Origin of the sequence: Mesorhizobium sophorae (assembly GCF_002270415.1) — a bacterium.
GTDB lineage: Bacteria > Pseudomonadota > Alphaproteobacteria > Rhizobiales > Rhizobiaceae > Mesorhizobium > Mesorhizobium sophorae.
In genome coordinates this window covers 84251-108763 of sequence record NZ_NNRI01000012.1, presented here as the reverse complement: position 1 = coordinate 108763, position 24513 = coordinate 84251, and the positions used below count along the sequence as shown (strand labels likewise).

The 24513-nt window shown below is 62.8% G+C and carries 26 protein-coding genes; 16 read left to right on the top strand and 10 right to left on the bottom strand.

The window, feature by feature from the left end; all coding sequences use genetic code 11:
- Positions 1 to 2: 2 nt before the first annotated feature.
- Positions 3 to 236, bottom strand: a complete 234-nt coding sequence (locus CGZ66_RS17775; protein WP_095085946.1) for a DUF2093 domain-containing protein — start codon at positions 234 to 236, stop codon at positions 3 to 5.
- Between the two features lie 125 nt (positions 237 to 361).
- Here CGZ66_RS17775 and CGZ66_RS17770 point away from each other — a divergent pair, with 125 nt between their 5' ends.
- On the top strand, positions 362 to 961 hold the full coding sequence (locus CGZ66_RS17770) for a hypothetical protein (protein ID WP_095085943.1): 600 nt from the start codon (positions 362 to 364) through the stop codon (positions 959 to 961).
- Here CGZ66_RS17770 and CGZ66_RS17765 read toward each other — a convergent pair.
- Complete coding sequence (locus CGZ66_RS17765; RefSeq protein WP_095085940.1) at positions 958 to 1884, bottom strand: LysR family transcriptional regulator; 927 nt, start codon at positions 1882 to 1884, stop codon at positions 958 to 960. The genes CGZ66_RS17770 and CGZ66_RS17765 overlap by 4 nt on opposite strands.
- A 92-nt stretch (positions 1885 to 1976) precedes the next feature.
- On the opposite strand from CGZ66_RS17765, the gene CGZ66_RS17760 reads away from it, so the two are divergent.
- Both CGZ66_RS17760 and CGZ66_RS17755 read left to right on the top strand, forming a co-directional pair.
- On the top strand, positions 1977 to 2870 hold the full coding sequence (locus CGZ66_RS17760) for a DMT family transporter (protein WP_095085937.1): 894 nt from the start codon (positions 1977 to 1979) through the stop codon (positions 2868 to 2870).
- A 71-nt stretch (positions 2871 to 2941) separates the two neighbouring features.
- Positions 2942 to 3286 (top strand): DUF2185 domain-containing protein, encoded by a 345-nt coding sequence (locus CGZ66_RS17755; protein WP_095086681.1) that lies wholly within the window; start codon positions 2942 to 2944, stop codon positions 3284 to 3286.
- Positions 3287 to 3340: 54 nt separating this feature from the next.
- Here CGZ66_RS17755 and mutL read toward each other — a convergent pair whose 3' ends face one another.
- The gene (gene mutL / locus CGZ66_RS17750) at positions 3341 to 5224 is read right to left on the bottom strand and encodes a DNA mismatch repair endonuclease MutL (RefSeq protein ID WP_095085933.1); all 1884 of its coding nucleotides are present in this window, start codon (positions 5222 to 5224) and stop codon (positions 3341 to 3343) included.
- Between the two features lie 59 nt (positions 5225 to 5283).
- The gene (locus CGZ66_RS17745; RefSeq protein WP_095085930.1) at positions 5284 to 6246 is read right to left on the bottom strand and encodes a GlxA family transcriptional regulator; all 963 of its coding nucleotides are present in this window, start codon (positions 6244 to 6246) and stop codon (positions 5284 to 5286) included.
- A gap of 109 nt (positions 6247 to 6355) precedes the next feature.
- Between CGZ66_RS17745 and CGZ66_RS17740 the strand changes: the two genes are divergently transcribed.
- A complete protein-coding gene (locus CGZ66_RS17740) occupies positions 6356 to 6664 on the top strand; it encodes a putative quinol monooxygenase (RefSeq protein ID WP_095085927.1) in 309 nt (102 codons plus the stop codon).
- Between the two features lie 53 nt (positions 6665 to 6717).
- Here the strand turns inward: CGZ66_RS17740 and CGZ66_RS17735 are convergent, their stop codons facing one another.
- A complete protein-coding gene (locus CGZ66_RS17735) occupies positions 6718 to 7620 on the bottom strand; it encodes a LysR substrate-binding domain-containing protein (protein WP_095085925.1) in 903 nt (300 codons plus the stop codon).
- A 91-nt stretch (positions 7621 to 7711) separates the two neighbouring features.
- Between CGZ66_RS17735 and CGZ66_RS17730 the strand changes: the two genes are divergently transcribed.
- The 7 genes from CGZ66_RS17730 (at position 7712) to CGZ66_RS17700 (ending at position 14235) form a co-directional block, all read left to right on the top strand.
- On the top strand, positions 7712 to 9262 hold the full coding sequence (locus CGZ66_RS17730; RefSeq protein ID WP_095086678.1) for a trimethylamine methyltransferase family protein: 1551 nt from the start codon (positions 7712 to 7714) through the stop codon (positions 9260 to 9262).
- A 43-nt stretch (positions 9263 to 9305) separates the two neighbouring features.
- Positions 9306 to 10955 carry an ABC transporter substrate-binding protein gene (locus tag CGZ66_RS17725; RefSeq protein WP_095086675.1) on the top strand — a complete coding sequence of 550 codons (1650 nt, stop codon included), beginning with the start codon at positions 9306 to 9308 and terminating at the stop codon, positions 10953 to 10955.
- 96 nt (positions 10956 to 11051) lie between these two features.
- Positions 11052 to 11744, top strand: coding sequence for a corrinoid protein (locus tag CGZ66_RS17720; protein ID WP_095085921.1), 693 nt, complete (start codon positions 11052 to 11054; stop codon positions 11742 to 11744).
- Between the two features lie 99 nt (positions 11745 to 11843).
- Positions 11844 to 12953 carry a mandelate racemase/muconate lactonizing enzyme family protein gene (locus CGZ66_RS17715; RefSeq protein WP_095085918.1) on the top strand — a complete coding sequence of 370 codons (1110 nt, stop codon included), beginning with the start codon at positions 11844 to 11846 and terminating at the stop codon, positions 12951 to 12953.
- 10 nt (positions 12954 to 12963) lie between these two features.
- The gene (locus CGZ66_RS17710) at positions 12964 to 13155 is read left to right on the top strand and encodes a hypothetical protein (protein WP_095085915.1); all 192 of its coding nucleotides are present in this window, start codon (positions 12964 to 12966) and stop codon (positions 13153 to 13155) included.
- Entirely contained in the window at positions 13146 to 13625 is a 480-nt protein-coding gene (locus CGZ66_RS17705) for a DUF3828 domain-containing protein (protein WP_095085912.1), read from the top strand. Before CGZ66_RS17710 ends, CGZ66_RS17705 begins: the two co-directional genes overlap by 10 nt.
- Before the next feature lie 4 nt (positions 13626 to 13629).
- Positions 13630 to 14235 (top strand): hypothetical protein, encoded by a 606-nt coding sequence (locus CGZ66_RS17700; RefSeq protein WP_095085909.1) that lies wholly within the window; start codon positions 13630 to 13632, stop codon positions 14233 to 14235.
- Between the two features lie 110 nt (positions 14236 to 14345).
- Here the strand turns inward: CGZ66_RS17700 and queF are convergent, their stop codons facing one another.
- Entirely contained in the window at positions 14346 to 14807 is a 462-nt protein-coding gene (gene queF, locus CGZ66_RS17695) for a preQ(1) synthase (protein ID WP_095086672.1), read from the bottom strand.
- Between the two features lie 238 nt (positions 14808 to 15045).
- Entirely contained in the window at positions 15046 to 15453 is a 408-nt protein-coding gene (locus tag CGZ66_RS17690; protein ID WP_095085906.1) for a hypothetical protein, read from the bottom strand.
- A 115-nt stretch (positions 15454 to 15568) separates the two neighbouring features.
- Here CGZ66_RS17690 and CGZ66_RS17685 point away from each other — a divergent pair, with 115 nt between their 5' ends.
- Complete coding sequence (locus CGZ66_RS17685) at positions 15569 to 15997, top strand: MarR family winged helix-turn-helix transcriptional regulator (RefSeq protein WP_095085903.1); 429 nt, start codon at positions 15569 to 15571, stop codon at positions 15995 to 15997.
- Positions 15998 to 16004: 7 nt separating this feature from the next.
- Here the strand turns inward: CGZ66_RS17685 and CGZ66_RS17680 are convergent, their stop codons facing one another.
- Together CGZ66_RS17680 and CGZ66_RS17675 are read right to left on the bottom strand one after the other, a co-directional pair.
- Positions 16005 to 16745 carry a polysaccharide deacetylase family protein gene (locus CGZ66_RS17680; RefSeq protein ID WP_095085900.1) on the bottom strand — a complete coding sequence of 247 codons (741 nt, stop codon included), beginning with the start codon at positions 16743 to 16745 and terminating at the stop codon, positions 16005 to 16007.
- Positions 16746 to 16923: 178 nt separating this feature from the next.
- Entirely contained in the window at positions 16924 to 18993 is a 2070-nt protein-coding gene (locus tag CGZ66_RS17675) for a putative bifunctional diguanylate cyclase/phosphodiesterase (RefSeq protein ID WP_095085897.1), read from the bottom strand.
- A 310-nt stretch (positions 18994 to 19303) separates the two neighbouring features.
- Here CGZ66_RS17675 and CGZ66_RS17670 point away from each other — a divergent pair, with 310 nt between their 5' ends.
- Complete coding sequence (locus CGZ66_RS17670; RefSeq protein ID WP_095085895.1) at positions 19304 to 20491, top strand: glycine C-acetyltransferase; 1188 nt, start codon at positions 19304 to 19306, stop codon at positions 20489 to 20491.
- A gap of 52 nt (positions 20492 to 20543) precedes the next feature.
- Positions 20544 to 21578: an L-threonine 3-dehydrogenase gene (gene tdh / locus CGZ66_RS17665; RefSeq protein WP_040584004.1), complete on the top strand. Its 1035-nt coding sequence runs from the start codon at positions 20544 to 20546 to the stop codon at positions 21576 to 21578.
- A gap of 206 nt (positions 21579 to 21784) precedes the next feature.
- Here the strand turns inward: tdh and CGZ66_RS17655 are convergent, their stop codons facing one another.
- A complete protein-coding gene (locus CGZ66_RS17655) occupies positions 21785 to 22234 on the bottom strand; it encodes a MarR family winged helix-turn-helix transcriptional regulator (protein ID WP_095085892.1) in 450 nt (149 codons plus the stop codon).
- A 90-nt stretch (positions 22235 to 22324) separates the two neighbouring features.
- Between CGZ66_RS17655 and hmgA the strand changes: the two genes are divergently transcribed.
- Together hmgA and CGZ66_RS17645 are read left to right on the top strand one after the other, a co-directional pair.
- Positions 22325 to 23638: a homogentisate 1,2-dioxygenase gene (gene hmgA / locus CGZ66_RS17650; RefSeq protein ID WP_095085889.1), complete on the top strand. Its 1314-nt coding sequence runs from the start codon at positions 22325 to 22327 to the stop codon at positions 23636 to 23638.
- Entirely contained in the window at positions 23635 to 24504 is an 870-nt protein-coding gene (locus tag CGZ66_RS17645) for an MBL fold metallo-hydrolase (RefSeq protein WP_095085886.1), read from the top strand. The genes hmgA and CGZ66_RS17645 overlap by 4 nt, the downstream gene beginning before the upstream one ends.
- Positions 24505 to 24513 lie beyond the last annotated feature (9 nt).

The window sequence follows — 24513 nt, the reverse complement described above, 5'->3', positions numbered from 1 at the left end:
CATCAACGCCGGCTGCGTAGCTCCGGCTGCACTTCGATTTCGCGGCGCAGCGAAGCGGCAGCGTTGATGTAGGGCTCTTGCCTGGCGACGCTCCAGTATTTCAACTCATCGAGGGGGATGCTTTCGCCGGTCACCGCGCAGCGCACGAAAGCGCCCGGGCTGGTAACCTGGAAGTCGCCATCGAGATAGCGGATACGGGCTTCCTTGCCGCCAGGGCCTTCGAAACGGTTCATCATGCAGCGGCGCCGAGGTTCATGAGGATTTCATCGCCACAAATTGGCGGCAAGGTCAAGCATGTGACAAGCCTGAGACAATGCTGCCCCCTTAATCTTTCGCGGAAAAATGCTGTTGTCGGGGCACCATGGACATTTCCTCCGCTCGTCTTGCCGCCTTGCTCAAGGAAGCGATGACGCCGCAGGCCGTGCCGTCGGCAAAGGCCGATCCGGTCAAAACGGCACTGGTGAAGGCGCTGGTGGCGCCGCCGGCGCCTTCCGGCGCACCCGTGCGACCCGTGGCGACACCGGCGTTGCCGATGCTGTTGCAGGCGACAGCCGCAAGAGCGCAGCAGACGGCCTCGACCGAAATAATGCAGGCCTATCTGGCGCTCGCGCAACCGGACGACGAAACAGCCGCCGATGCCGCGTCGCTGGGCACTGCAGCGAGGAGACTAACTGACGGTGACGCTGCGCAACGTGGTCTGGCGCCGCCTCTATCAAAGGTCGAGGAGGGCGCCGCCGCAAGGCCGGCGACCTTGCCATGGCTCCCGCTTCTCGCATCTGAGCTGTTGCCGCTGCGCCGCACCCCAGCCAGCAATGCCGTGGCCAGGCGAGAACGTGCAACCGCCGGGCCGAGCGAAGCGGCCAGGCCTGAAAACAGGCCCACGAATGTCGGGCTGATGTCGCTGACTGCCGGGCTGCTGGCGGCGGCGGTCGTCGGGTTCGTTCTGGTGGTGCTGCGCTAACCCTCAGCCTCGATAAAGGCTTCTATCTTTTCCGATGCAAGTCCTGCCTGCACCGCGATACGGCGCGCCAGTTCCGCCGCTGCCGCACGTGGCCGTCCCATCGGCCGGTCGAGCCAGTAGGACACCGGATTGAGCGCGGTGCGCTCGTCGACGGCGGTGATGCGTCCGGCCTTCAATTGATGCCCGGTCAGGGGTGGGCGCGCCAGCGCGATGCCGAGCCCATAGGCTGCGGCATCGAGCACCAGATTGTAGTCCTCGAAGCGCCGGTCCTGCGGGCGCGGGCGGTAATCCATGCCTTGCGCGGCAAACCATGCACGCCAGGCCGAAGCATCGGAATCGTTGATCAGTGGAAATTTGAGCAGCCGGGCAGGGTCGCCACGACCGATCTCGCGGGCAAGCTCGGACGATGCGACGGGAAAAACATGTTCCTCGAAAAGCTGCACCGAGACGCGTCCCGGAATGCCGCCGCGTCCACAGCGGATCGACAGATCGATGCCCTCATCGGCAAGGTCGGCCTGACGGATATCGACGTCGAGCACGATGCGCAGCTTGGAGGGATTGTTCTCCAGCGCCGCCATGCGCGGCATCAGCCATAGCCCGCTGACCGAAGGGATCGAGGTCAGGCGCACCACCGCGGTGCCGCGCGGCTCGACCCAGCGGTCGGAATGGGTCGATATCAGCGCGAATGCTTCCGCCGTGCGCAGATGAAGGCGGTTGCCTTCGATCGTCAGCGAGACACCGCGCGCGCCGCGATCGAACACTTTCAGCCCCAGCCAGTCCTCGAGCTTGGCGATCTGCCGGCTGACGGCGCCGTGGGTAATGTTGAGCTTTTCAGCTGCTGCCGAAAAGCTGCCCGTCCGCGCCGCCGCGTCGAAGGCGCGCAGCGTTTCGAGCGGCACCATTGTGTCTGAGCTGTGATCCATAGTCACAGCTGATCCTCGATTTGGTCGTTTGTCAACTGGCCCGAAAAGGCGTTTTCTGCATTTCAGGGCACGAGAATCACGAGGACAGTGAGATGAGCGCAATGACCAGCACGTTGAATCCGACACAACGGATGGACACCACGGCAGCCATTGCGGTGGCGCTCACGGTGGTTGGTTGGGCCTCCGCCTTTCCGGCTATCCGCGCCGGCCTTGCCGCCTTCGGGCCGCTGGAACTAGGCGCGCTGCGCTTTGCCATCGCCGCGGTGCCGGCGGCGATCTTCCTCGCCGTCAAGCGTCCTGCGCTGCCGAGGCTGGATGAATTGTGGCGCCTGGCCTTTGGCGGCGCCATCTTCGTGGCGCTGTACACGGCAATGCTCAATTTCGGCGAACTGACCGTCTCGGCCGGCGCTGCCGGCTTCATCATCAATGTCAGCCCGATCTTCACCGCCATCATGGCGATGGCGCTGCTTGGCGAACGCTTTTCCGGCATGGCATGGGTCGGCACCGCCATTTCCTTCGCCGGCATCGGCATTATCGCGATTGGCGATGGGGATGGCTTGCATTTCAACGCCGGGGCGCTGCTGGTGCTGGGTTCGGCGCTTTGCTCGGCCGTCAACACCATCGTCCAGAAGCCGCTCTTCGCCCGCCACCACCCGCTGACCATTTCGGCCTCGAACATGATACTTGGCGCTCTCTGCCTGTCGCCCTTCCTGCCGAGCGGCCTCGCGCAGGCAGCGGTTGCCAACACAGCCGGCCTCGGCGCCGTCATCTTTCTCGGCATCGTGCCCAGCCTGATCGCCTATGCCGCCTGGGCGACCGCGCTGTCTCGCCTGCCGGCCGCACGTGCGTCGAACTTCCTCTATCTGGTATCGCCCATGTCAGCCCTGATCGGCTTCTTCTGGCTGGGCGAAGTGCCGACACTGCTTGGCATGCTCGGCGGCGCGCTGGCGCTGGGCGGCGTCATCGTGGTGAATTTGAAGAGGTGATGCGAGCGGTACTTGACTGTTGGCGGCGTACTCAGCTGATTAGAGATACGGGCACCAGCAGCGAGTTGAGAATGCCGAGGACGTTTTTTCGGGACGCGTCGACGTTTCGCCCGATCGCGATCGGTTACGGCAGCTGTATTGCTGCTGACCGGATCACTGTGGATGGCGCGCAAGTCGGCTATCTCTACCGCGAAACGCCAGATCATCCGGCCGACAGCGGTTGGCGCTTTTTTGCCGGTGATGAATCTGACGAGTACGCCGACAACCCAGATAATTTTGGCTTGTACGATGTCAATACAATTGCGAATTACGACCCGCTCATAGCGACTTGCTTAGAAGCTCCTTTCGGAACTGCCTTTTTTAGAGTCGATGGAAAATTCGTCCGTGAGAAGTTCGAACCTCCGGGCGAAGTATAAGTCAGCCACTTAATCGAGAATGCGTAGACGACCGAAGGGTGAGCGAGCATACCTCTACCGCCTCCCAAACAGCCTCTCGATATCAGCAAGCTTCAACTCGATATAGGTCGGCCGCCCGTGGTTGCAGGTGCCGGAGCCGGGCGTTGCCTCCATCTGGCGCAGCAGCGCGTTCATCTCCTCGGCCTTGAGCAGGCGGCCGGAGCGTACCGAGCCGTGGCAGGCCATGGTGGCCGCGATCTTGTCCAACCGCTCCTTCAGCGTGTCGACCGTGTCGTTGTCGGCGATCTCGTCGGCAAGGTCGCGCACCAGTTGCTGGACATTGGTCTCGCCCAGCATCGACGGCGTCTCGCGCACGGCGACCGCACCCGGGCCGAAACGCTCGACGCCAAGTCCGAAGCGGGCCAGCGTCTCGGAATGCATCGCCAGCCGTTCGGCGTCTTCTTCCGGCAGGTCGACGATTTCCGGCAGCAACAGGATCTGTGACGGCACGGCGCGCGAATGCAGCGCGTTCTTCAGCGCCTCATAGACCAGCCGCTCATGCGCCGCATGCTGGTCGACGATGATGAGCGAATCCCTGGTCTGCGCGACAATATAGTTCTCATGCACCTGAGCGCGTGCCGCACCCAGCACCGCGCCAAGCAGCGTCTCGGCCGCTTCGCTCTGCCCGGCGCGTGCGTCGGCGCTGGCCAGCGGGCCGGCATCGAATGCCGCCTGCTCATTTTCGCGCAAGCCGCGCTGACCGGGGCCCTCGAAACCCGCCCCTTCGAACCCCATGTCGAGCGGCCGCTGCGGCGAGCGCGTCGGATCAAAGCCGGCTGGGCCGGAGGCATGGTAGGATGCTTCATAGCTGCGGTGGCCATTGGCGGGCCCGCCGTGGCCGTAGGATGCCGCACCAGGCCGGAACGCCGCCATCATGCCGGCGGCGCCCGTGGTGGCGGCGCGGATGCCGGCATCCGCGAGTGCTTGCCGGACAGCGCCGACGATCAGCCCGCGCACCAGTCCGGGATCACGGAAGCGCACATCGGCCTTGGCCGGATGGACGTTGACATCGACGACGGCCGGATCGAGCGTCAGGAACAGCACCGTCACCGCATGGCGGTCGCGCGGCAGGACATCCGCGAAGGCGCCGCGTATGGCGCCGGCAATCAGCTTGTCGCGCACCGGCCTGCCATTGACATAGGCATATTGCTGCAGCGCGTTGGCGCGGGTGAAGGACGGGATCGACACGTGACCGGTCAGACGCACGCCCTCGCGCATCGCGTCGATGGCAATGGAATTGTCCGGAAACTCGGCGCCAATCACCTGGGCGACGCGGCGCAGGCTGCCTTCCGGACTGTCGTCCGTCGCCGGCAATTCCAGGGTCGAGCGATCCGAACCCGCCAATGTGAAGTGCACGGCGGGGAAGGCGATGGCGATGCGCTTGACCACGTCGCTGGTGGCCGAGCTCTCCGCGCGCTCGCCCTTCATGAATTTCAGTCGGGCGGGCGTGGCGAAGAACAGGTCGCGCACTTCGACCGTAGTGCCGCGGTTGGCTGCCGCCGGCCTGACGGGCAAGACGCGGCCGCCCTCGATGCCGATCTCGGCGGCGCTGTCGCTTGTTGCTGTCCGCGAACGGATCGACAGCCGCGACACCGAGCCGATCGACGGCAGCGCCTCGCCGCGAAAGCCGAGCGAGCGAATGTCGTTGATATCCTCGGTGAGCTTGGAGGTGCAGTGGCGTGCGATCGCCATCGCCAGCTCCGGTTCGAGGATGCCGGAGCCGTCATCGGTGACGCGGATCAGGTTCAGCCCGCCGCCGGCGGTGACGACCTCTACCTTGCCGGCACCAGCATCGAGCGCATTCTCGACCAGTTCCTTGACCACGCTTGCCGGACGCTCGATGACTTCGCCGGCGGCGATCTGGTTGATCATCGTTTCGGAAAGCTGGCGAATGGGCATGGAGATACTATAAGCGGATTCGGGGGGCGCGGGAGAGTCAATATCGCGAGGTCGGTGGATCAAGTTGCGGTGCGGATTTCACGCACGCCCTTGTGTAGCCGCCGGCGCAACAGATTGCGCAGCGTCACCCCGTCGACATAGCCGACCTTCGCGGCGATCTCATCGACACTGTCGGACGTGGTCTTCAACAAATGGACAGCCTGCTCGACCCGCAGATCCTGAAAATAGGACAGCGGTGTCTTGCCAAGCACATCGTTGACCCGCCGCGACAGCGTGCGTTTGCTGGCTCCCAGCGCCGCGGCCGCTTCGTCCAGGTTGAAGCCGGCCGCGAGATGGCCGCGCGCCCATCGCTCGAAACGCTCGACCAGCGGGTTCGAATGGGCGAGATGGTCCGAGATGGCATAGGCCGACTGCAGCGGCCGGCTGTCGACGATCAGATATTTGGCGGTCAGCGCCGCAAGCTCCGGGCTTGTTTGGCGGATGACCATTAGAGCAAGGTCGATGTGGCCGAGTGCTGCTCCGGCGGTTGCGAACTGCCCGTCATTGATCAGCATGCGCGAGGCATCGAGCCGAACTTGCGGGTAGCGTTGTCGGAACATCGGTGCCAGCCACCAGGTCGTGGTTGACGGCCGACGGTCGAGCAGGCCGGTTTCCGCCAGGATGAAAGTACCGATACAGGCAGCCCCGATTCGCGCGCCGGTTTCGGCGGCAGCCCGCAATGCCTTGGTCGCCTTGGCAATGTCGCTTCGCTTCAGCGCCTCGCCAAGCGGGCCGGGCATCTTCTGGCCGATCGCGGGGATCACCAGCCAGTCGGGCTCCGGCTCGCTGCCCATCGAGACGACCGGCACCTGAAGGCCTTGCGCGGTGTGGACCGTGTCGCTCACCCCGACAATGGTCACGGCGAAACAGCCGGGCGGGGATGCCAGCATTCCTGCCAGCTCATTGGCGGTGCCGAACACGTCGAGCATCGTGGCCAGCCCGGTGTCGAAGACGCCATCAAGCGCGAGGACGGAAATGTTCATGGCAATAATGATATCAAAGATGTCATTTTTGCCAATACGCTTTCCGGTTCGATGCTGCGACTGTCGTTTCGATGGCCGCCTTGGCCGCACAACGACAAGGAGAAGACAAATGATCAAACTTGCATTGTTCGCACGCTTCGAAGCCAAGCCCGGCAAGGAGAAGGATGTCGCCGCGTTCCTCAATACCGGGCTGCAACTGGCCAATCAGGAAGCCAGGACTGCGATCTGGTTCGCCCTGCAGCTTTCGCCAAGCGTCTTCGGCGTGTTCGATGCCTTTCACGACGAAGCAGGGCGGCAGGCACATCTCACCGGCGAGATTGCCAAGGCGCTGATGGCCAATGCCGAAACGCTGTTCGTTGGCCCGCCGACCATCGACAAGATCGACGTGCTCGGCCTCAAGAACGACGGCTCGGTCTGATCCTTCAGCATACGAAACGCAATCCGGTCACGCGCAGGATTGCGCTGGCGAGCCTACGCCTGCGCCACCAGCCAATCCCTTACCTTGCGCGCATTGTCGCTGAGCTCGCGGTTCTTTGGCCAGATGACGTAGAATCCGATGCCGGTCCTCAGCACATGATCCGTCACCGGCACCAACAGGCCTGATGCCACGAGGCGCTCGACGAGATGCCGCCAGCCCAGCGAGATGCCTTGTCCCTCCATGACCGCCTGAATCACCAAGGCATAATCATTGATGCGCAACCCGCGCTCGGCATTACGGAGGCTGGTTCCGGCCGCGGCGAACCATTCGTCCCAGTTCGGGGCCTCGCGGTAGGGCTCCTCGAGATGGATGAGCCTATGCATGGCAAGTTCGGCGACAGTCTCTGGCAGCCCAAACTTCGCCAGATAGCTGGGGCCCGCGACCGGGAAGATCTCCTCGTCTGCAAGCAACAGCGAATGATAGTCCGGCCAGTCGCGCGGCACGCCGCCGCGCACGCCGAGCGGGATGCCCTCGGCGATGATGTCGAGGTCGCGGTCGGCGGTCTGGATACGCAGATCAACGCCCGGCAGTTCGTCGCGGAATTGCTGTAGGCGCGGCATCATCCAGAACGAGCCAAAGGCGGTCGAGGCGGCCAGCGTCACATGGCCGCCGGTCGCCTGCAGGCGCAGATCCTCCGCCGACTTGCGGATAAGCGACAGCCCGAGCGAGACGTCGGCGTGGAAGCGCTCGCCGGCCTCCGTCAGGAGAACCTGGCGGTGGCGGCGCTGGAAGAGCTTGGCGCCGAGCTGTTCCTCCAGCCCGCGCACGGCGTAGGATACGGCCGCCTGCGTCATGCCGAGCTCGCGCCCGGCGGCGGTGAAGCTCGACAGCCGGCCGGCCGCCTCGAAGACGATCAGGCTGCCGGCGGAGGGCAGCAGGTGGCGCAGGCTTCGCATAAGGAGAGTTTATACAAGAGATCAGGATTTTCCAGCGTCACAGCTATATTCCGTCTCGCTAAGTTGACGGGCTGTTGGAGGGATGAGTGCCATGAATGAACCGGCCGTTGCAGTGACCGAACACGCCAACCGCAGAAGCGGCGGTCGCCTGGGGCGCAAGGCGATACGTGGCGCTCCCATAGCCTCGTTTCCTACGCTGGTGCGCCAGATCCCCGCCTATCAGATGGTGCCTGACGAGGCGGTGGAGTTGATCCACCAGGAATCGCTCTTGATCCTCGAAGAGGTCGGTTGTGAATTCCGCGACGATGAGGCGATCGCCCTGTGGAAGGCCGCCGGAGCCGATGTATCCGAGACGCGCGTCCGCATCGACCGTGCGCTCTTGGTGGAGTTGGTCTCGAAGGTCCCGCCGGAATTCACCCTCAATGCTCGCAACCCCGAGCGTACCGTCCGCGTCGGCGGCAAGAATTCCATCTTCGTGCCGATGTATGGCGCGCCCTATGTGCGTGACCTCGACAACAACAGGCGGTACGGTTCGCTCGCCGACCTCAGCAATTTTCACAAACTCGCCTACATGGCGCCGGCGCTGCACTCGTCGAGCTCGGTCATCTGCGAGCCGATGGAAATTGCGGTGCCCAAGCGTCACCTCCACATCATCCATTCGGCGCTGAAGCACTCCGACAAGCCGTTCATGGGCATCGTCACCTCGAAGGAACGCGCCGAAGACACGATGGCGATGGCCGGCATCGTGTTCGGCGAAGAGTTCGTCCGCGACAACCCGGTGCTGGTGTCGATCACCAATTGCAACTCGCCGCTCGTGTGGGACGCCACCATGCTTGACGCCATGAAGGTCTATGCGCGTAACAACCAGCCGTTGATCCTGGCGCCCTTCGCGCTGTGCGGCGCCTCGACCTCGGCCTCTGCCGTCGGCGCGGTGGCGCAAGTCAATGCAGAAGCACTCGCTGGCGTCGCCTTCACGCAGCTCCTGCGTCCGGGGTCGCCGCAGATCTACGGCCAGTTCATGGTGACGGTCGACATGAAGACCGGGGCGCCGATGGGCGGCACGCCGGAGGCCGCCCAGATGATGTACCTGATGGGCGCGCTGGCGCGGAAATACCGGCTGCCTTGGCGCACGTCCGGCTTCCATGTCGGCTCGAAGCTCAATGACGCCCAGGCCGGCTACGAGGCGAACATGCTGATGCACGCCGCCATCCTCGCCGGCGCCAACTACATCTGGCACTCGGCCGGATGGCTGGAGGCGGGGCTCACCTGCGGCTATTCGAAATTCGCCACCGACTGCGAGCAGCTTATCGGCTGGTACAAATATGCAGGCGGCCTTCCGTTCGACGATTTCAAGGAAGCGATGGCCGCGATCCGCGAGGTGGGGCCGCAGGGCCATTTCCTCGGCACCCAGCACACGCTCGAACATTTCGAGTCCGCTTTCTTCATGCCCACCATAATGGACTTCAATTCGTACGAACAGTGGAAGGCCGAAGGCGCGAAGGACCACGACACGCGCGGCCGCGAGAAGGCGCGCAACATGCTGGCCGACTATGAGGAGCCGAAGCTCGACGAGGGCATCGCCGAGGGTCTCAAGGATTTTATCGCGCGGCGTGAGGAAAAACTGCCGAACAGCGTTAGTTGATGTGACAGGCGAAGACCTGACGGAACAACCAAGGGAGGAAAACATGACGCTCTTCAGAAGCAATGGCGACCGCGTGCCGGGCGCTATCGAGACAATGGCGAAAGAGACGCGTGCAGGCCGCATGGACCGGCGCGAATTCCTGGCGCTGGCCAGCGCCTTCGGCGCGTCGACGGCTTTCGCCTATGGTATGATCGGCCTTGCCGCGCCGACAAAGGCCCTGGCCGATGAACCGAAAAAGGGTGGAACGCTGCATGTCGCGATGTCGGTCAAGGCGCAGAAGGATCCGCGCACCTATGACTGGACCGAGATGGCAAACGTCACCCGTTGTTGGCTGGAGCCGCTCGTCCGCTATACGCACCAGTTCACTTTCGAGCCGGTCCTGCTCGAAAGCTGGGACGTCAATGACGACGCCACCGAATACACCCTGCATCTGCGCAAAGGCATCACCTGGAACAACGGCGATGCCTTCAACGCTGATGACGTGGTCTCCAATCTGAACCGCTGGTGCGAGAAGGGTGCTTCCGGCAATTCCATGGCGGCACGCGTCGGCGCGCTGATCGACACAAAGACCGGCAAGGCCAGGGATGGCGCTATCACCAAGGTCGATGACCTCACGGTCAAGCTGAAGCTGACCGAACCCGACATCGCGATCATACCGGGCTTCACCGACTATCCGGCGCTGGTCGTGCATCGCGACTTCGATAAGGATGGCGCCGACCCGATCAAGAAGCCGATCGGTACCGGACCTTTCGAGTTGGTGTCTTATGCAGTGGGTTCGAAGGCGATCGTCAAGCGTCGCGAGAACGGCAAGTGGTGGGGCGGTGAAACGCCGCTCGACGGTGTCGAGTTCATCGACTACGGCACCGACTTCAACGCCACGCTGAATGCCTTCGAATCTGGCGAGATCGACCTCGATTTCGAAACGCCGGCCGACTTCATCGACGCCCTCGACAAGATGGATCTGGTGAAATCGGAGGTGGCGACGGCGACCACGCTCGTTGCCCGCACCAACATCACCCACAAGCCCTATGACGACCAGCGGGTGCGCAATGCGCTCCAGATGGCCGTCGACAACAATGCCGTCATGCAGCTCGGCTACGCCGGGCTCGGCACGGTTGGCGAGAACCACCACGTCGCCCCGATCCATCCCGAATACTATCCGCTGCCCAAGAAGACACGCGATGCCGCCGCCGCCAAGAAGCTGATGGCGGATGCCGGGCAGGCCGACTTCGAGCACGAACTGATCACCGTCGAGGACGAGTGGCAGAAGAACACCGGCGATGCGATCGCCGGCCAATTGCGCGATGCCGGCATCAAGGTGAAGCGTACGGTGCTGCCGGGCTCGACCTTCTGGAACGACTGGACGAAGTATCCGTACTCGATGACCATCTGGTACATGCGGCCGCTGGGCGTCCAGGTGCTGGCGCTCGGCTATCGCTCGGGCGAGGCCTGGAACGAAACGGCCTATGCCAACCCCGATTTCGACGCCAAGCTGAAGCAGGCGCTTTCGCTGGCCGATCCTGCCAAGCGCAAGGAGGTGATGAAGGACGTCGAGCAGATCCTGCAGGATTCCGGCGTCATCATCCAGCCGTTCTGGCAGAAGCTCTACTGCCACATGAGCAAGAAGGTGAAGAACTACGGAATGCACCAGACCTACGAAATGGACTTCCAGAACGTTTGGCTGGACGCCTGATTTAACTCCCGAGACCTGCAAGCAAATGCCGCCGGCACCTATGACAAAAGGTGCCGGCGGCCCGTAAATCACTGACAAGCAATTGGCGCAGGCAAAATGTCCGACGACGAGATCATCCTTTCCGAACTTTCCGACGACGAGTTGGTGCAGCAGATGCACGACGATCTCTATGACGGGCTGAAGGAAGAGATCGAGGAAGGCACCAACATCCTGCTCGAGCGCGGCTGGGCGCCTTATAAGGTGCTGACCGAAGCGCTGGTCGAAGGCATGCGCATCGTCGGCGAGGATTTTCGCGACGGCATCCTGTTCGTTCCCGAAGTGCTGTTGTCGGCCAACGCGATGAAGGCGGGCATGTTCATCCTGCGTCCGCTGCTTGCCGCCACCGGCGCGCCGAAGCAGGGCAAGATGGTCATCGGCACCGTCAAGGGCGACATCCACGACATCGGCAAGAACCTCGTCGGCATGATGATGGAAGGTGCTGGCTTCGACGTCATCGACCTCGGCATCAACAATGCGGTCGAGAAATATCTCGACGCGATCGAGCAGCACCAGCCCGACATCATCGGCATGTCGGCACTGCTGACCACGACCATGCCCTATATGAAGGTCGTCATCGACACGATGAAGGAAAAGGGCATCCGCGACGATTATGTCGTGCTGGTCGGCGGTGCGCCGCTGAACGAGGAATTCGGCAAGGCCGTCGGCGCCGACGCCTATTGCCGCGACGCCGCGGTGGCGGTCGAGACCGCCAAGGACTTCATGAAGCGCAAGCACAACGTGCGGACTTGAGCACAGCAGTTCGATCCATGTTTGTGACCGAGAGCGCCGCCATGCACCCGGATGGCAAGATGGCCAGAATCGCTTGGCACGAAGGGGGCTGAGGTCCGTATGCGCATCGAGTCGATCAAAGTCTATCAGGTGCTTCTGCCTGTCAAAGGCGGCGCCTACCGGATGGCTAGCGATACCGTGCAGAATCTGGATAGCACACTCGTTGAAGTGACCACCGAGGACGGACTGTCAGGCTGGGGTGAGACGTGCCCGGTCGGCCCTGTTTATCAGCCCCAACATGCCCTGGGTGCGCGAGCGGCAATTGCCGAAATAGCGCCTGGACTCGTTGGTGAGGACACTGCTTCCATGCGCCGCCTCGCGAAACGAATGGACGAGCGGTTGAACGGTCACAACTATGCCAAGGCGGCCTTGGACATAGCCCTCCTCGACCTCGCCGGCCAGCGGCTGGGCGTTCCGGTTTCAACACTTCTGGGCGGGGCGCTCACCGATCGTGTCCCGTCTTACTACTCGACTATTGTCGGTGCACCGGACGAGACGGCGCGTATTGCCGTCGACAAGGTCAAGGCCGGATACCCACGACTTCAGATCAAGATAGGCGGACGGGATCTTGAGCAAGACGTCGCCACCGTGCACAAGGTATGGGAAGTGGTTGGCTTCAAGGCCCGGATAGCCGTCGACGCCAATCGTGGCCTCACCGCCGCGGCGGCGTTGCACATCGATCGGCTTTGCCAGGCAATCCCGTTCGTGTTCGAACAGCCTTGCAACACGATGGAGGAAGTCGCCAGTCTCAAGGGACGCGTGACCCATCCGGTCTACCTCGATGAGAATACCGAGGATTTGAATGCCGTCCTGCGGGCAGTTTCTTCAGGTATCGCGGACGGATTCGGATTGAAGGTCACCCGCCTTGGTGGCCTCACCAAGATGGTCACGGTCCGCGACCTGTGTGCGATACGATCGCTCCCGCACAGCTGCGACGATGCCTGGGGTGGGGACGTCATCGCCGCGGCCTGCGTGCACCTCGCCGCTACCGTCGAGCCGAGCCGTTTCGAGGGCGCCTGGATCGCGCAGGAATACATCGAAGGGCATACCGACCCGGTAAACCCCGTCGTCATAGAAAACGGGCATATAAGGGTCCCGCAGATGCCAGGGCTCGGTGTCAAGCCTGAGCGCTCCCGGCTCAAAGCACCTGTCGCGACTTTCGGAGGCTGAGGATCCTGTGATGTTCGCGGCGATTGTATCTGCCGGTATCGTCGGCAGCCGCGGAAGTGCTTTTGCGAGCCTCCAGAATGTCTGGCGGGGCGCCTGGGGGCTGGCGCTCCAGGACTTCATCGCCGCAAAAAAGTCGATATGCAGGATGTGTGGTATTGATAGCGTCGAGCCATCAAAAGCCGGAGATCCTGCATGCGACTGACAGTGCTCGTTGCCGCCCTTTCGATAGCCTTGCCCGCGGCTGCCTTCGCCGGACCAGCGTCCGATGCGGTGAAGTTCTTCTATGTGCCGGCGGTCAAATTCGAGGCTGACGAGCAATACCGGGATCGGTTCACCGAGCCGGTGACGAACCTGTTCAACCTGAACGACCAGGCAACGAAAAAGAACCCTGACGAGGTCGCCTGCATCGATTTCGATCCCGGTCTGGACGCACAGGACTTCGATCAGAAGACTGTCTCGAAAACGCTGAAACTGTCCGAGAAGCTGGATGGTGACACCGCCGAGGTTACAGCCTCCTTCAGCCTCTTTGCGGAAGGCGATGACTCCAAGCGTGACATGGTCTGGTCGCTCAAGAAGATCGACGGCAAGTGGAAGATATCGGACATTGCCTCCAAGACCAGCGACTGGAAGCTCAGCGCGCTGGAATGCGTGGCCGGCCAGACGCCGGAGTGAGGCGATGGTCCGTCGCCCGTTCCTGGCACTGTCGGCTGTGTGCCTGCTGGCGAGTCTGAGCGCCGCCGCTGCGCAAGGGCTGTTCGGTGCGCCGCCGGCAAACGCGCCGGCCGACACAGCCCCGGGCGACATCGGAGCGCCACCTGCAAATGCGCCCGGCGGTGCGGTGGAACCCGCAACGCCACCCGTGGCATGGCCGCCCAGCGAGCCCGCCGCCCCCGTCCAGCCGGGATCGCCGACGGCGGTGGTGCGGCCATTTTACGATCAGGTCGGGCTCGAACTCGATCCGGCGCAGCGCAGCCATTTCATCGATCCGGCGAAAACCGTTCTCGACAAGAGCGACGCCTTGCGCAAATCCGGACAGGGCGAATGCCTCGACCCCAACATGGCGCTCGACAACGCGAACTATGACAAAGCCGAGATCGACAAGAGCCTGAAGACGCTTGAAGCGATCAATGGCGACAAGGCCAAGGTCATTGTCGCCTTCGTTGTCGCCGGCAACCCGCACCGGCTGGAATGGAAGTTCAGCAAGGTCGACGGCGACTGGAAGATATCGGACCTGTTGTCGGTGACCGGCGAATGGGCGCTCAGCCAATATCAGTGCGAATGAGCGGGAGACCAAAAGCGCGTTGTTGAAACGGATTCAGGCGACGCGCCTTAAGTCTTTGTTCCTATATATGCCGTTGCCTCAAAACCGGCGTCAATTTTGGGTGACATGCATCAGCCGCGCCCGCGATAGGGCGCCACTCCGGTATCGGGCAACCAGGCGCCTTCCGGTGGCGCGCCGGTCTGCCAGAACACGTCGATCGGAATGCCGCCGCGCGGGAACCAGTAGCCGCCGATGCGCAGCCACAGCGGCTTGGTTGCCGCCACGATGCGGCGGCCGATCATGACGGTGCATTCTTCATGGAAGGCGCCGTGGTTGCGAAATGAGGTCATGAACAGTTTCAGCGACTTCGATTCCACCAGCAGCGCATCGGGGGCGTAGTCGATGACGATATGGGCGAAGTCCGGCTGGCCGGTGACCGGGCACAGCGAGGTGAATTCCGGGCAGGTGAAGCGCACGATTGCCGGCGGGCCGTCGCCGCGCGTAAACGGCACGGTCTCCAGTACCGCTTGATCGGGGCTCTGGGGCGTCTCGACGTGTGCGCCGAGCTGGGTGAGGTTCTTGGTGACGGTCATGGGCAACATTCCTTCGAATTTGCCGCTCATTAGCACCGGACCGAAAAGGACGCAGCGGTTTTCGGACGAATCCGATCATTAAATAGGATGTGAACCATCGGACCGAAAAGTGCCCCGGCATCGTTGGTGGCGCGCGGTCGGCCCTGCGTACGAGAGCCCGTGTACGTCGGTCAGGCCGCGCGCCCGCACGTCATTGGCTTGCCGCCAGACAACGTACGATTCTGTTAGTTGCTGCGTCTCAGACCATCCTGGCGACGGCCATGCAGAGCACGGTGACGACCAGCAGCCGCGCGGCGATGCGCTCGCCCGTCGCCATTCTGGCGCGCAGTTGCGTTTCGGTTTCCGCATTTGCGCCGGCAAGCCGCCGGCTGGGCGCCCTGACCATGGCGCCGAGCACGCCGGCGGCGGCGAAAGCGGTCAGGATGCCAAGCGCCAGCACCATTTCCATCGAGCCGAAATAGGCGCCGTGGAAGAAATACCAGAGCAGCGCTCCGGTCAGGAAAACCATGCCGGCCGCACCCATTTGCGGCTGGATGAAGCGCTCGGCACGGATATCGGGATCGCGCGCCAGCGTGATCGTCGTGCCTGCCCAGAATACGCCCGCCATGACGTGAAGGCCGATAACGACGATGTAGACGTACTGCATGACCGGATTCTCCTCCTTCGTGCGTCAATGATATAGTTAGATATCTAACGGTTAGGTGTCAATGTATAAACCACGGCCAGTTCCATCGGCCTTTCCCTTGTTCTAGTGTCTTGTGATGACGCCCTTTGAACGCCCGCCAGTCGGCATGAATCTCGGCCGTACCGCCAAGCTGGTTGCCCAGGCTTTTGACGCTGCCCTGGTCGAGGCTGGCGGCACGCTGCCTGTCTGGCTCACTCTGCTGTCGGTCAAGTCGAGCAAGCTTGCCAACCAGCGCGAGCTTGCCGGCATGATCGGCATCCAGGGCGCGACGCTGACACACCATCTCAACGCGATGGAGACGCAGGGCCTGCTGACGCGCCGCCGCGATCCCGTCAACCGCCGGGTTCACCTGGTCGAACTGACCGATGCCGGAGAAGCGATGTTCGAGACATTGCGCAAGGCAGCGCTTGTTTTCGACAAGCGGCTGCGGGTGGGGTTGTCCGACGAGCGGCTGGCGGAGTTCGCACAGGTGCTGGCGGCCTTGCGGGCCAATGTGGAAAGCTAGGGCAGGCTCAGTCGTCGTAGCTCTGGATTGCGCCAAAGGTGTAGCGGCGCAGCTTCAGTGCGGTGATCAGGTTGGTCAGCTTGGTCTTGCCGTCGAAACTGTCCTGGAACATCTCGTCATGCATCAGCAGGATCAGCTTGTGCGGCCTCACGAAGCGGCCGTAGCCGAACAGGTGATCGATCTCGCTGACCAGATGGTCGACGCTCTGCACCGGCTCGCCGCTGTCCTTGTGCACCCATTCATGGTCCCAGCCGTAGAGATAAAAGCCTGAGGCCGCGACAAACTCATAGTCGGGCTCCTCGCGGCCTTCCTGGGCCAGGCCAAGCGAAGTGTCGTTCTTCGACATCGAGGGCAGCCTGAACACGTCGCGCCCCGGCAGCCGCGCGTGCACCACCGGCTTCAAGCCGAGCACCGCGTTTGCCCGCATCATGTCGGCGACGACGCCTTCGGTGTCGGCGTAGTAATGCTGGTAGCGGTTGTTGGCGTGGCTGTAGCTGTGGTTGCCGAGCGTAACCAGCGGAAGCTGTTTGGCGCGCTGGACGAGTGCCCTGTTGGCGGCGCTCGCTTGCGCATGCATGCCGACCATGAACATGGTCGCCGGAACCTGTTCGGCTTCCAGCACGTCGAGGATGTTGCTGGTGCCGTTCAGCGGGCCATCGTCAAAGGTGAGATAGATTGTGCGATCCGCCCCATGGGCGGGGAACGCAAAAACCAACAGTGCCGCCAGGACAATCCGAAACGGTGTCATCACCCGCACTATCAGGTTGCGATGACGACAGGCCGCCATGTCCACAACGGCTTGTCAAGGCGTGCGGTGCATGTCGCCCAAAAGTGCGCAGCGGTTTTGGGGCAACGACATGGAGAAAACAGAGAGACAAAGCGCGTCGGATGTCTCCGCTCGAGCGCTGACGCGCTTTGTGCAGCGCCTACGCCAGGCTTCCCTGCAGCACCGTCAGCCTGGCCTTCTTCGGCATGCGGGCCGTCAGCCATTCCAGCGCCTTGTCGTGCGGCATCGGGAAGGCGATGGAATAGCCCTGCACCTGGTCGCAGCCGATTGCCATCAGCGAATCGAGCTCGGCCTCGGTTTCTGCACCTTCGGCAACGATCGAGATGCCAAGGCCACGCGCCAGCTCGGTGATGGCGCGCACGATCTTCGAGTTGTCGCCATTCTCATGGATGTTCTGGACGAAGCGGCGGTCGATCTTCAGCCGGTCGATCTCGTTGGGATTGACATGGCTGAGCGATGCATAGCCGGTGCCGAAATCATCGAGTTCGAGATGGACGCCGGCTGCCCTGATATGGCGCAGCTTGGCGGCGATACCGGTCTTCTCGTCATCGAGAATGACGGACTCGACGATTTCCAGCGACAGTTTCTGCGGCGGCAGCCCAGCCTTCTCCAGCGTCTCGAACAGGAACGCATCGAAGTCGTGCTCGCGCAGTTCGGTGCCTGAAACATTGACGGCAAGCCGCCCAAAGGCAATGCCGGCGCGGTTCCATTCGGCGGCTCCATTGATCGCCTTGCTGATGACGATGCGGCCGATCTCCGGCATGAAGCCGCATTTCTCGGCGACCGGAATGAATTCGCCGGGCGAGATCATGCCGCGCTCGGCATGGTTCCAGCGCACCAGCGCCTCGATGCCGCTGATCGTGCCGTCGGTCAACGAGACCTGCGGCTGGAAATAGACCTGGAACGCCCGGTCCGCGATGGCGATCTTGATGTCGTGCTCGAGCTGCTTGCGATAGTCGAGCTCCCGGCGCAACTCTTCGGAGAAGAACGAGAAGTTGCTGCCTCCTAGTTTCTTGGCAGAGTAGAGTGCCAGATCGGCGTGGACCAGCAGGTCCTGCGCATTGTCGGCGTCGACCGGGTAGACGGCGATGCCGGCGCTGGCGCCCGGAAGAATGGTCGTGCCCTGAAAGATGATCGGCTCGTTGATGTGGGCCAGGATACGCCGCGCCAGCATGTTGATGTCTTCGGTGCCGCCGGCGCCGCCGAGGATCATGACGAACTCGTCGCCGCCCAGGCGTACGCACAGGTCCGATGCCCGGCAGGAATCGCGCATGCGCTGCGCCGTGACGACCAGCACATAGTCGCCGGCGGCGTGGCCGAGTGTATCGTTGATCTGCTTGAACCGGTCGAGGTCGAGCTGGACGACGGCAAGCCGCTCACGACGCCGTTGCGAGCCCTTGATCAGCGTATCGAAATGATCGGTCAGGAACGTGCGGTTGTGCAGGCCGGTGAGGCCGTCGTGCACCGCGATGAAGGCCATGGAATTGCGTGCGTCGATCAGCTCATGCGTCTTGCGCAGGATGGCGTTCGACATCGGCCGGAAGATGAAGAGCGCCACCAGCACGATCACGCCGAGGGTGGCGTAGAACAGCGTGCGGTGAAGCGCGAGCAGCTTCTCGGCGCGCTCGTCGGCATCGGCGCTAATGCGCTGGCCAAGCGCTGCGTAGCCCGACAAGGTCGCGTTGGCGACAGAGGCATCGAGATTGACGCGCTCGCCGCTGCCCTTGTAGCCGTCACTGGCGCCCGTCAGCTGGGATTCAAAGGATGAGATCAGCCGCTTGCCATTGGCGACGAGGCCTACCGAGAAATAATCAAGATGGAACGGCTTGGCGAACAGCACGCTCTCGGTCGATTTCGGGTCCAATCGGGCAGGGGACATCGGGTCGGCGTTGGTCTGCTCGAGCAGCAGATCGTAGTTCGTCTCGAACTCCGCCGTCGCCTGCTTGAGAGCGCTGACCAGCGCCGGCTGCTTGTCACGCGAACCAGAACTCGTTGCGCCGGCAAGGAAGACGATGCGCTGCGACAGCGTCTTTTGCGTGCTTACGATGTCGAGCAAGGTGTTGTTGTGCTGCTGGGTGGCCATCATCTGCTGCAGCAGGATGAAGGAGGCTATCACCATGGCGGCGATGATCAGCAGGGCCAGCCAGTAGCCAGCCTTGATCAGCAGTATGAGCTTGCCTGAAACGGTTTGCACCGGCTGCTGCGACATGTTGTGGGGCGGCCCTCTCGCCAACGGATTCTTGTTGCGAGGACCATTGGCTTGCAAACGTTAACAGGTCTGGAAATCGACAGCCGAACGGCGAGGGGGAAACGCTTAAAGATCGCGAAATGGTTATCGGCTGGTTTCGCGCTGTGTCGGCATTTGAGAGGTCGTCGGCCAGCACTGTTGTCGTGACGTCGCTTCCGCGGCCGCATGAAGATGCATATCGGGGCCGCATGCCCACCGATCCGGTCGTTTTTGCGATGGATTTTTCGAGCGGGCCGGACGACAGTCGGCCCACATCAAACGAGGCCCTATCATGACTGCAGCATTTCTCTCTCACATCGACAGCGAACTCGCGGGGCTTAAGTCGGCCGGCCTCTATAAATCCGAGCGGGTGATCTCTTCGACCCAGTCGGCACAGATCGAGGTCGGCGGTCAGAAGGTGCTTAATTTCTGCGCCAACAACTATCTCGGCCTCGCCGACAGCGCCGACCTGCGTGCGGCGGCCAGCCAGGCGCTCGACCGCTATGGCTACGGCATGGCCTCGGTGCGCTTCATCTGCGGCACGCAGGAAGAGCACAAGCAGCTCGAGGCGACGATTTCATCCTTCCTCGGCCTGGAGGACACCATCCTCTACGGCTCCTGCTTCGACGCCAATGGCGGCCTGTTCGAGACACTCCTCGGCGAGAACGATGCGATCATTTCCGATGCGCTGAACCACGCCTCGATCATCGACGGCGTGCGGCTGTCGAAGGCAAAACGCTTCCGCTACGCCAACAACGACATGGCCGACCTCGAAGCGCGGCTGAAGGAGGCGAAGGATTGCCGCTTCCGGCTGATCGCCACCGACGGTGTGTTTTCCATGGATGGCATCATCGCCAATCTAAGGGGTGTCTGCGACCTCGCCGACAAATACGATGCCATGGTGATGGTCGATGACAGCCATGCGGTCGGCTTCGTCGGCCAGAATGGCCGCGGCTCGGCCGAGCATTGCGGCGTCGAGGGCAGGGTCGACATCATCACCGGCACGCTCGGCAAGGCGCTCGGCGGTGCATCCGGCGGTTACACATCGGGCAAAAGCCAAGTGGTCGACTGGCTGCGCCAGCGCTCGCGGCCCTATCTCTTTTCCAACACGCTGATGCCGGCGATCGCCGGCGCCTCGATCAAGGTGTTCGACCTGATCCGCAATGGCGACGCCTTGCGCGAACGCCTATATGCCAATGCGGCACGGTTCAGGTCGCAGATGGGCAAGCTCGGCTTCACGCTGGCCGGGGCCGATCATCCGATCATTCCGGTGATGCTGGGCGACGCGACGCTGGCGCAGGAGATGGCGGCGCGCATGCTGAAGCGCGGAATCTATGTCATCGGCTTTTCCTTCCCGGTGGTGCCGAAGGGCCAGGCGCGCATCCGCACGCAGATGTCGGCGGCGCATTCCAGCGCCGACATCGACCGCGCAGTGGAGGCGTTCGGCGTCGTCGGGCGCGAACTCGGGGTGATTTCCTGAAAGGCCGAAATCGCAAAGCGATTTTGGAACAAGAGATTCAAGGGACAAAAGCATGTCGAACATGATGAAGGCGCTGGTGAAGGCCAAGGCCGAGCCGGGCATCTGGATGGAAGAGGTGCCGGTGCCGGAGATCGGCCCCAACGACGTGCTGATCAAGGTCAGGAAGACGGCGATCTGCGGCACCGACGTCCACATCTACAATTGGGACCAGTGGGCGCAGAAGACGGTGCCGGTACCGATGGTGACCGGCCATGAATTCGTCGGCACGGTTGCCGATTTCGGCGCCGCGGTCACCGAATACAAGGTCGGCCAGCGCGTGTCGGGCGAAGGCCACATCGTCTGCGGCCATTGCCGCAACTGCCGAGCGGGCAGGGGGCATCTGTGCCGCAACACGCTCGGTGTCGGCGTCAATCGCCCCGGCGCCTTCGGCGAGTATCTGGCGATCCCGCAGCACAACGTCGTGCCGATCCCCGACGACGTGCCGGACGAGATCGCCGCGATTTTCGATCCGCTCGGCAATGCGGTCCATACCGCCCTGTCCTTCGATCTGGTCGGCGAGGATGTGCTGGTCACCGGGGCCGGGCCGATCGGCATCATGGGCGCGCTGGTGGCGCAATGTGTCGGCGCGCGCAAGGTGGTCATCACCGACATCAACCCGGTGCGGCTGGCGCTGGCGAAAAAGCTTGGCGTGCAGCACGTCGTCGACGCCTCGAAGGAAAAGCTGCGCGACGTCATGCCGGTACTCGGCATGACCGAGGGTTTCGACGTCGGTCTCGAAATGTCGGGGGCGGCGCCCGCCTTCCGCGACATGATCGACACGATGAACAATGGCGGCAAGATCGCCATTTTAGGCATTGCGCCCACCGGCTTCGAGATCGACTGGAACAAGGTCATCTTCAAGATGCTGCATCTCAAGGGCATCTACGGCCGCGAAATGTTCGAGACCTGGTACAAGATGATCGCGCTGGTGCAGGGCCCGCTGGATGTTTCCGGGTTGATCACGCACCGCATCGGCATCGACGACTTCCAGACCGGCTTCGATGCGATGCGCAGCGGCAGTTCCGGCAAGGTGGTGATGGATTGGTAGGCAACTAGAAAAGTCGGCGGGGCAGTACCCCCCTCTGGCCTGCCGGCCATCTCCCCCGCAAGGAGGGAGATCGGATGTCGCGGATGCCTTCGCCAACTACCAGCGCTGTAGGGATCGGCGGAGCGCCGAAGCTGCCAATCTCCCCCCTTGCGGGGGAGATGTCCGGCAGGACAGAGGGGGGTGGGAAGGATCACCACGGAACGGCGTCATTGCTTTTCCACTGGTCTGTACAGCGCCACCTCCAGCGCCGCCACTCCATTGATAATCCCCGCCCGCTCGCCGGCGGTCAGCTTTGCCAGCAACCCCCGCTCGAACGCCTTCGCCAGCGGCACCATTTCGCCATAGGCAGCAAGCCCCGCCTTGGTCAGGGTCAGATGTTCGACGCGGCGGTCGTTTTCATCGGGAGTTCGCGTCAGCCAGTGCCGCCGTTCGAGTTCGGCGACAGCGCGCGACACCTTGGTCTTGTGCATGGCCGATTGCTCGCCGAGTGCTGTCGCGGTCATCGTGCCGTGCTGGCCGAGCCCCGAAAGGGTGCGCCATTCAGGCCGGGTCAGGCCATGACTGTCCTTGTATATCCCCGCGAATTCGCGGCTGACGGCGTCGGCCAGGCGATAGAGCCGGTACGGAAGGAAGTTTTCCAGGTCGAGGATTTCCATGGTTGCACATCCGGCAGAAGCATTGGCATTGATAGTTACATTTTCGATGGTTACAAATGAAACCAGTTTGGTCAATTCCGGGAGGAAGCGATGGCCTTTTCCTACATGCCGGGCTTCGGCAACGACTTCGAAACCGAAACCTTGCCCGGCTCGCTGCCGCAGGGACGGAATTCGCCGCAGCGGCCGGCCTATGGCCTCTATGCCGAGCAGCTTTCCGGTTCCCCGTTCACCGCGCCGCGCGGCACCAATGAACGCTCCTGGCTCTATCGGATCCGACCGAGCGTGAAGCACACCGGCCGCTTCAAACCGGCAAACTATCCATTGTGGAAGAGCGCCCCCAATGTCGGCGACCACGAGTTGGCGCTCGGCCAGTACCGATGGAACCCGGTGCCGATGCCGAAGGAGCCGACCGATTTCATCGCCGGCATGCGCAGCATCACAACCGCCGGCGACGTGCTCGGGCAAACCGGCATGGCGGCCCACGTCTATGTCGCCAACCGCTCGATGGTTGACGACCATTTTTTCAACGCCGACGGCGAGTTGCTCATCGTGCCGCAGGTCGGCGCCTTGCGCTTCGTCACCGAGATGGGCGTCATCGAGCTTCGGCCCGGCGAGATCGCCGTGCTGCCCCGCGGGCTTGTGTTCAAGGTCGAGCTGGTCGATGCCGAAGTGCGCGGCTATGTCTGCGAGAACTATGGCGCCAAGCTGACCTTGCCGGACCGTGGCCCGATCGGCGCCAATTGCCTGGCCAATCCGCGCGACTTCAAGACGCCTTGCGCCTGGTTCGAGGAGAAGGAGACGCCGTGCCGGCTGACGGTGAAATGGTGCGGCAACTTCCATGTCACCGAGATCGGCCACTCGCCGCTGGACGTCGTTGCCTGGCACGGCAACTACGCACCCTATAAATATGATCTGGCGACCTTTTCGCCGGTCGGCGCCATCCTGTTCGACCATCCCGATCCTTCGATCTTCACCGTGCTGACGGCGCCCAGCGGCGAGGAAGGCACCGCCAACATCGACTTCGTCATCTTCCCGCCGCGCTGGTTGGTGGCGGAGGATACGTTCCGGCCGCCCTGGTATCACCGCAACATCATGAGCGAGTTCATGGGGCTGATCCACGGTCAGTATGACGCCAAGGAGGAAGGCTTCGTTCCCGGCGGCATCAGCCTGCACAATCTGATGCTGGCCCACGGCCCGGATGCTCCTGGCTTCGAAAAGGCCTCGCGCGCGGACCTGAAACCGGTCAAGCTCGACAACACCATGGCCTTCATGTTCGAGACCCGTTTTCCGCAGATGCTGACCCGCTACGGCGCCGAACTGGAAACCCGGCAGGACAACTACATCGACTGCTGGGCCGATCTGAAGAAGCGCTTCAACGGCACGCCCGAGGGCGACTGGTCTTGAGCGGCGAGCCGATACCGGACCGGCTGGTGCTTTTGGGCTCGAAGGGCGGGCCGGCGCTGCGGCCGGGTGGCCCATGGCCGAGTTCGTCGCTGCTGCAGATGGGCGGTCGCAGCATTGTCATCGACTGCGGACTTGGCGTGACGCGGGGTCTCGTCGATGCCGGCATCGGGCTGAAGGCGCTCGACCTGATCTTCATCACGCATCTGCATTCCGACCATGTGCTGGAACTCGGGCCGCTGGTCCACACCGCCTGGACGGCCGGTCTGGCCTCGCCCGTCAGCGTGTACGGTCCGCCCGGAACCGACCACTACTGGCGGCGCTTTTGTCAGGCTATGGAATTCGACGTCGAAATCCGCATCGTCGATGAAGGCCGGCCGGATATTCGCGAGCTGGTTTCGATCAACGAATTCACCGAAGGCTTGATTGTCGAGCAACACGGCCTCGAGGTTTCAGCGCTGCGCGTCGACCATCCGCCGGTGACCGACTGCTTTGCGCTGCGCTTCGAGCGTGGCGGGAAAAGCGTGGTGTTCTCCACCGATACGGCCTTCTTTCCGCCGCTCGCTGATTTTGCCCAAGGCGCCGACATCCTCGTCCACGAAGCTATGCTGGAGGAAGGCATAGAGCGGCTGGTGGCCAAAACCGGCAATGGCGCGCGGCTGCGGGAACATCTGCTCGCCAGCCACAGCTTTGCCGAGGAGGCCGGGCGCATCGCCAGCGATGCCGGCGTGAAGAGGCTGGTGCTTAACCACCTCATTCCGGCCGACGATCCCGGGATCGGCGAGGCCGACTGGATCGCCGCTGTCAGGAAAACATGGGCCGGCGACTTGACGATCGCCAGCGACGGCCTTGTTGTGGAGTTCGCATGACCCTGAAAA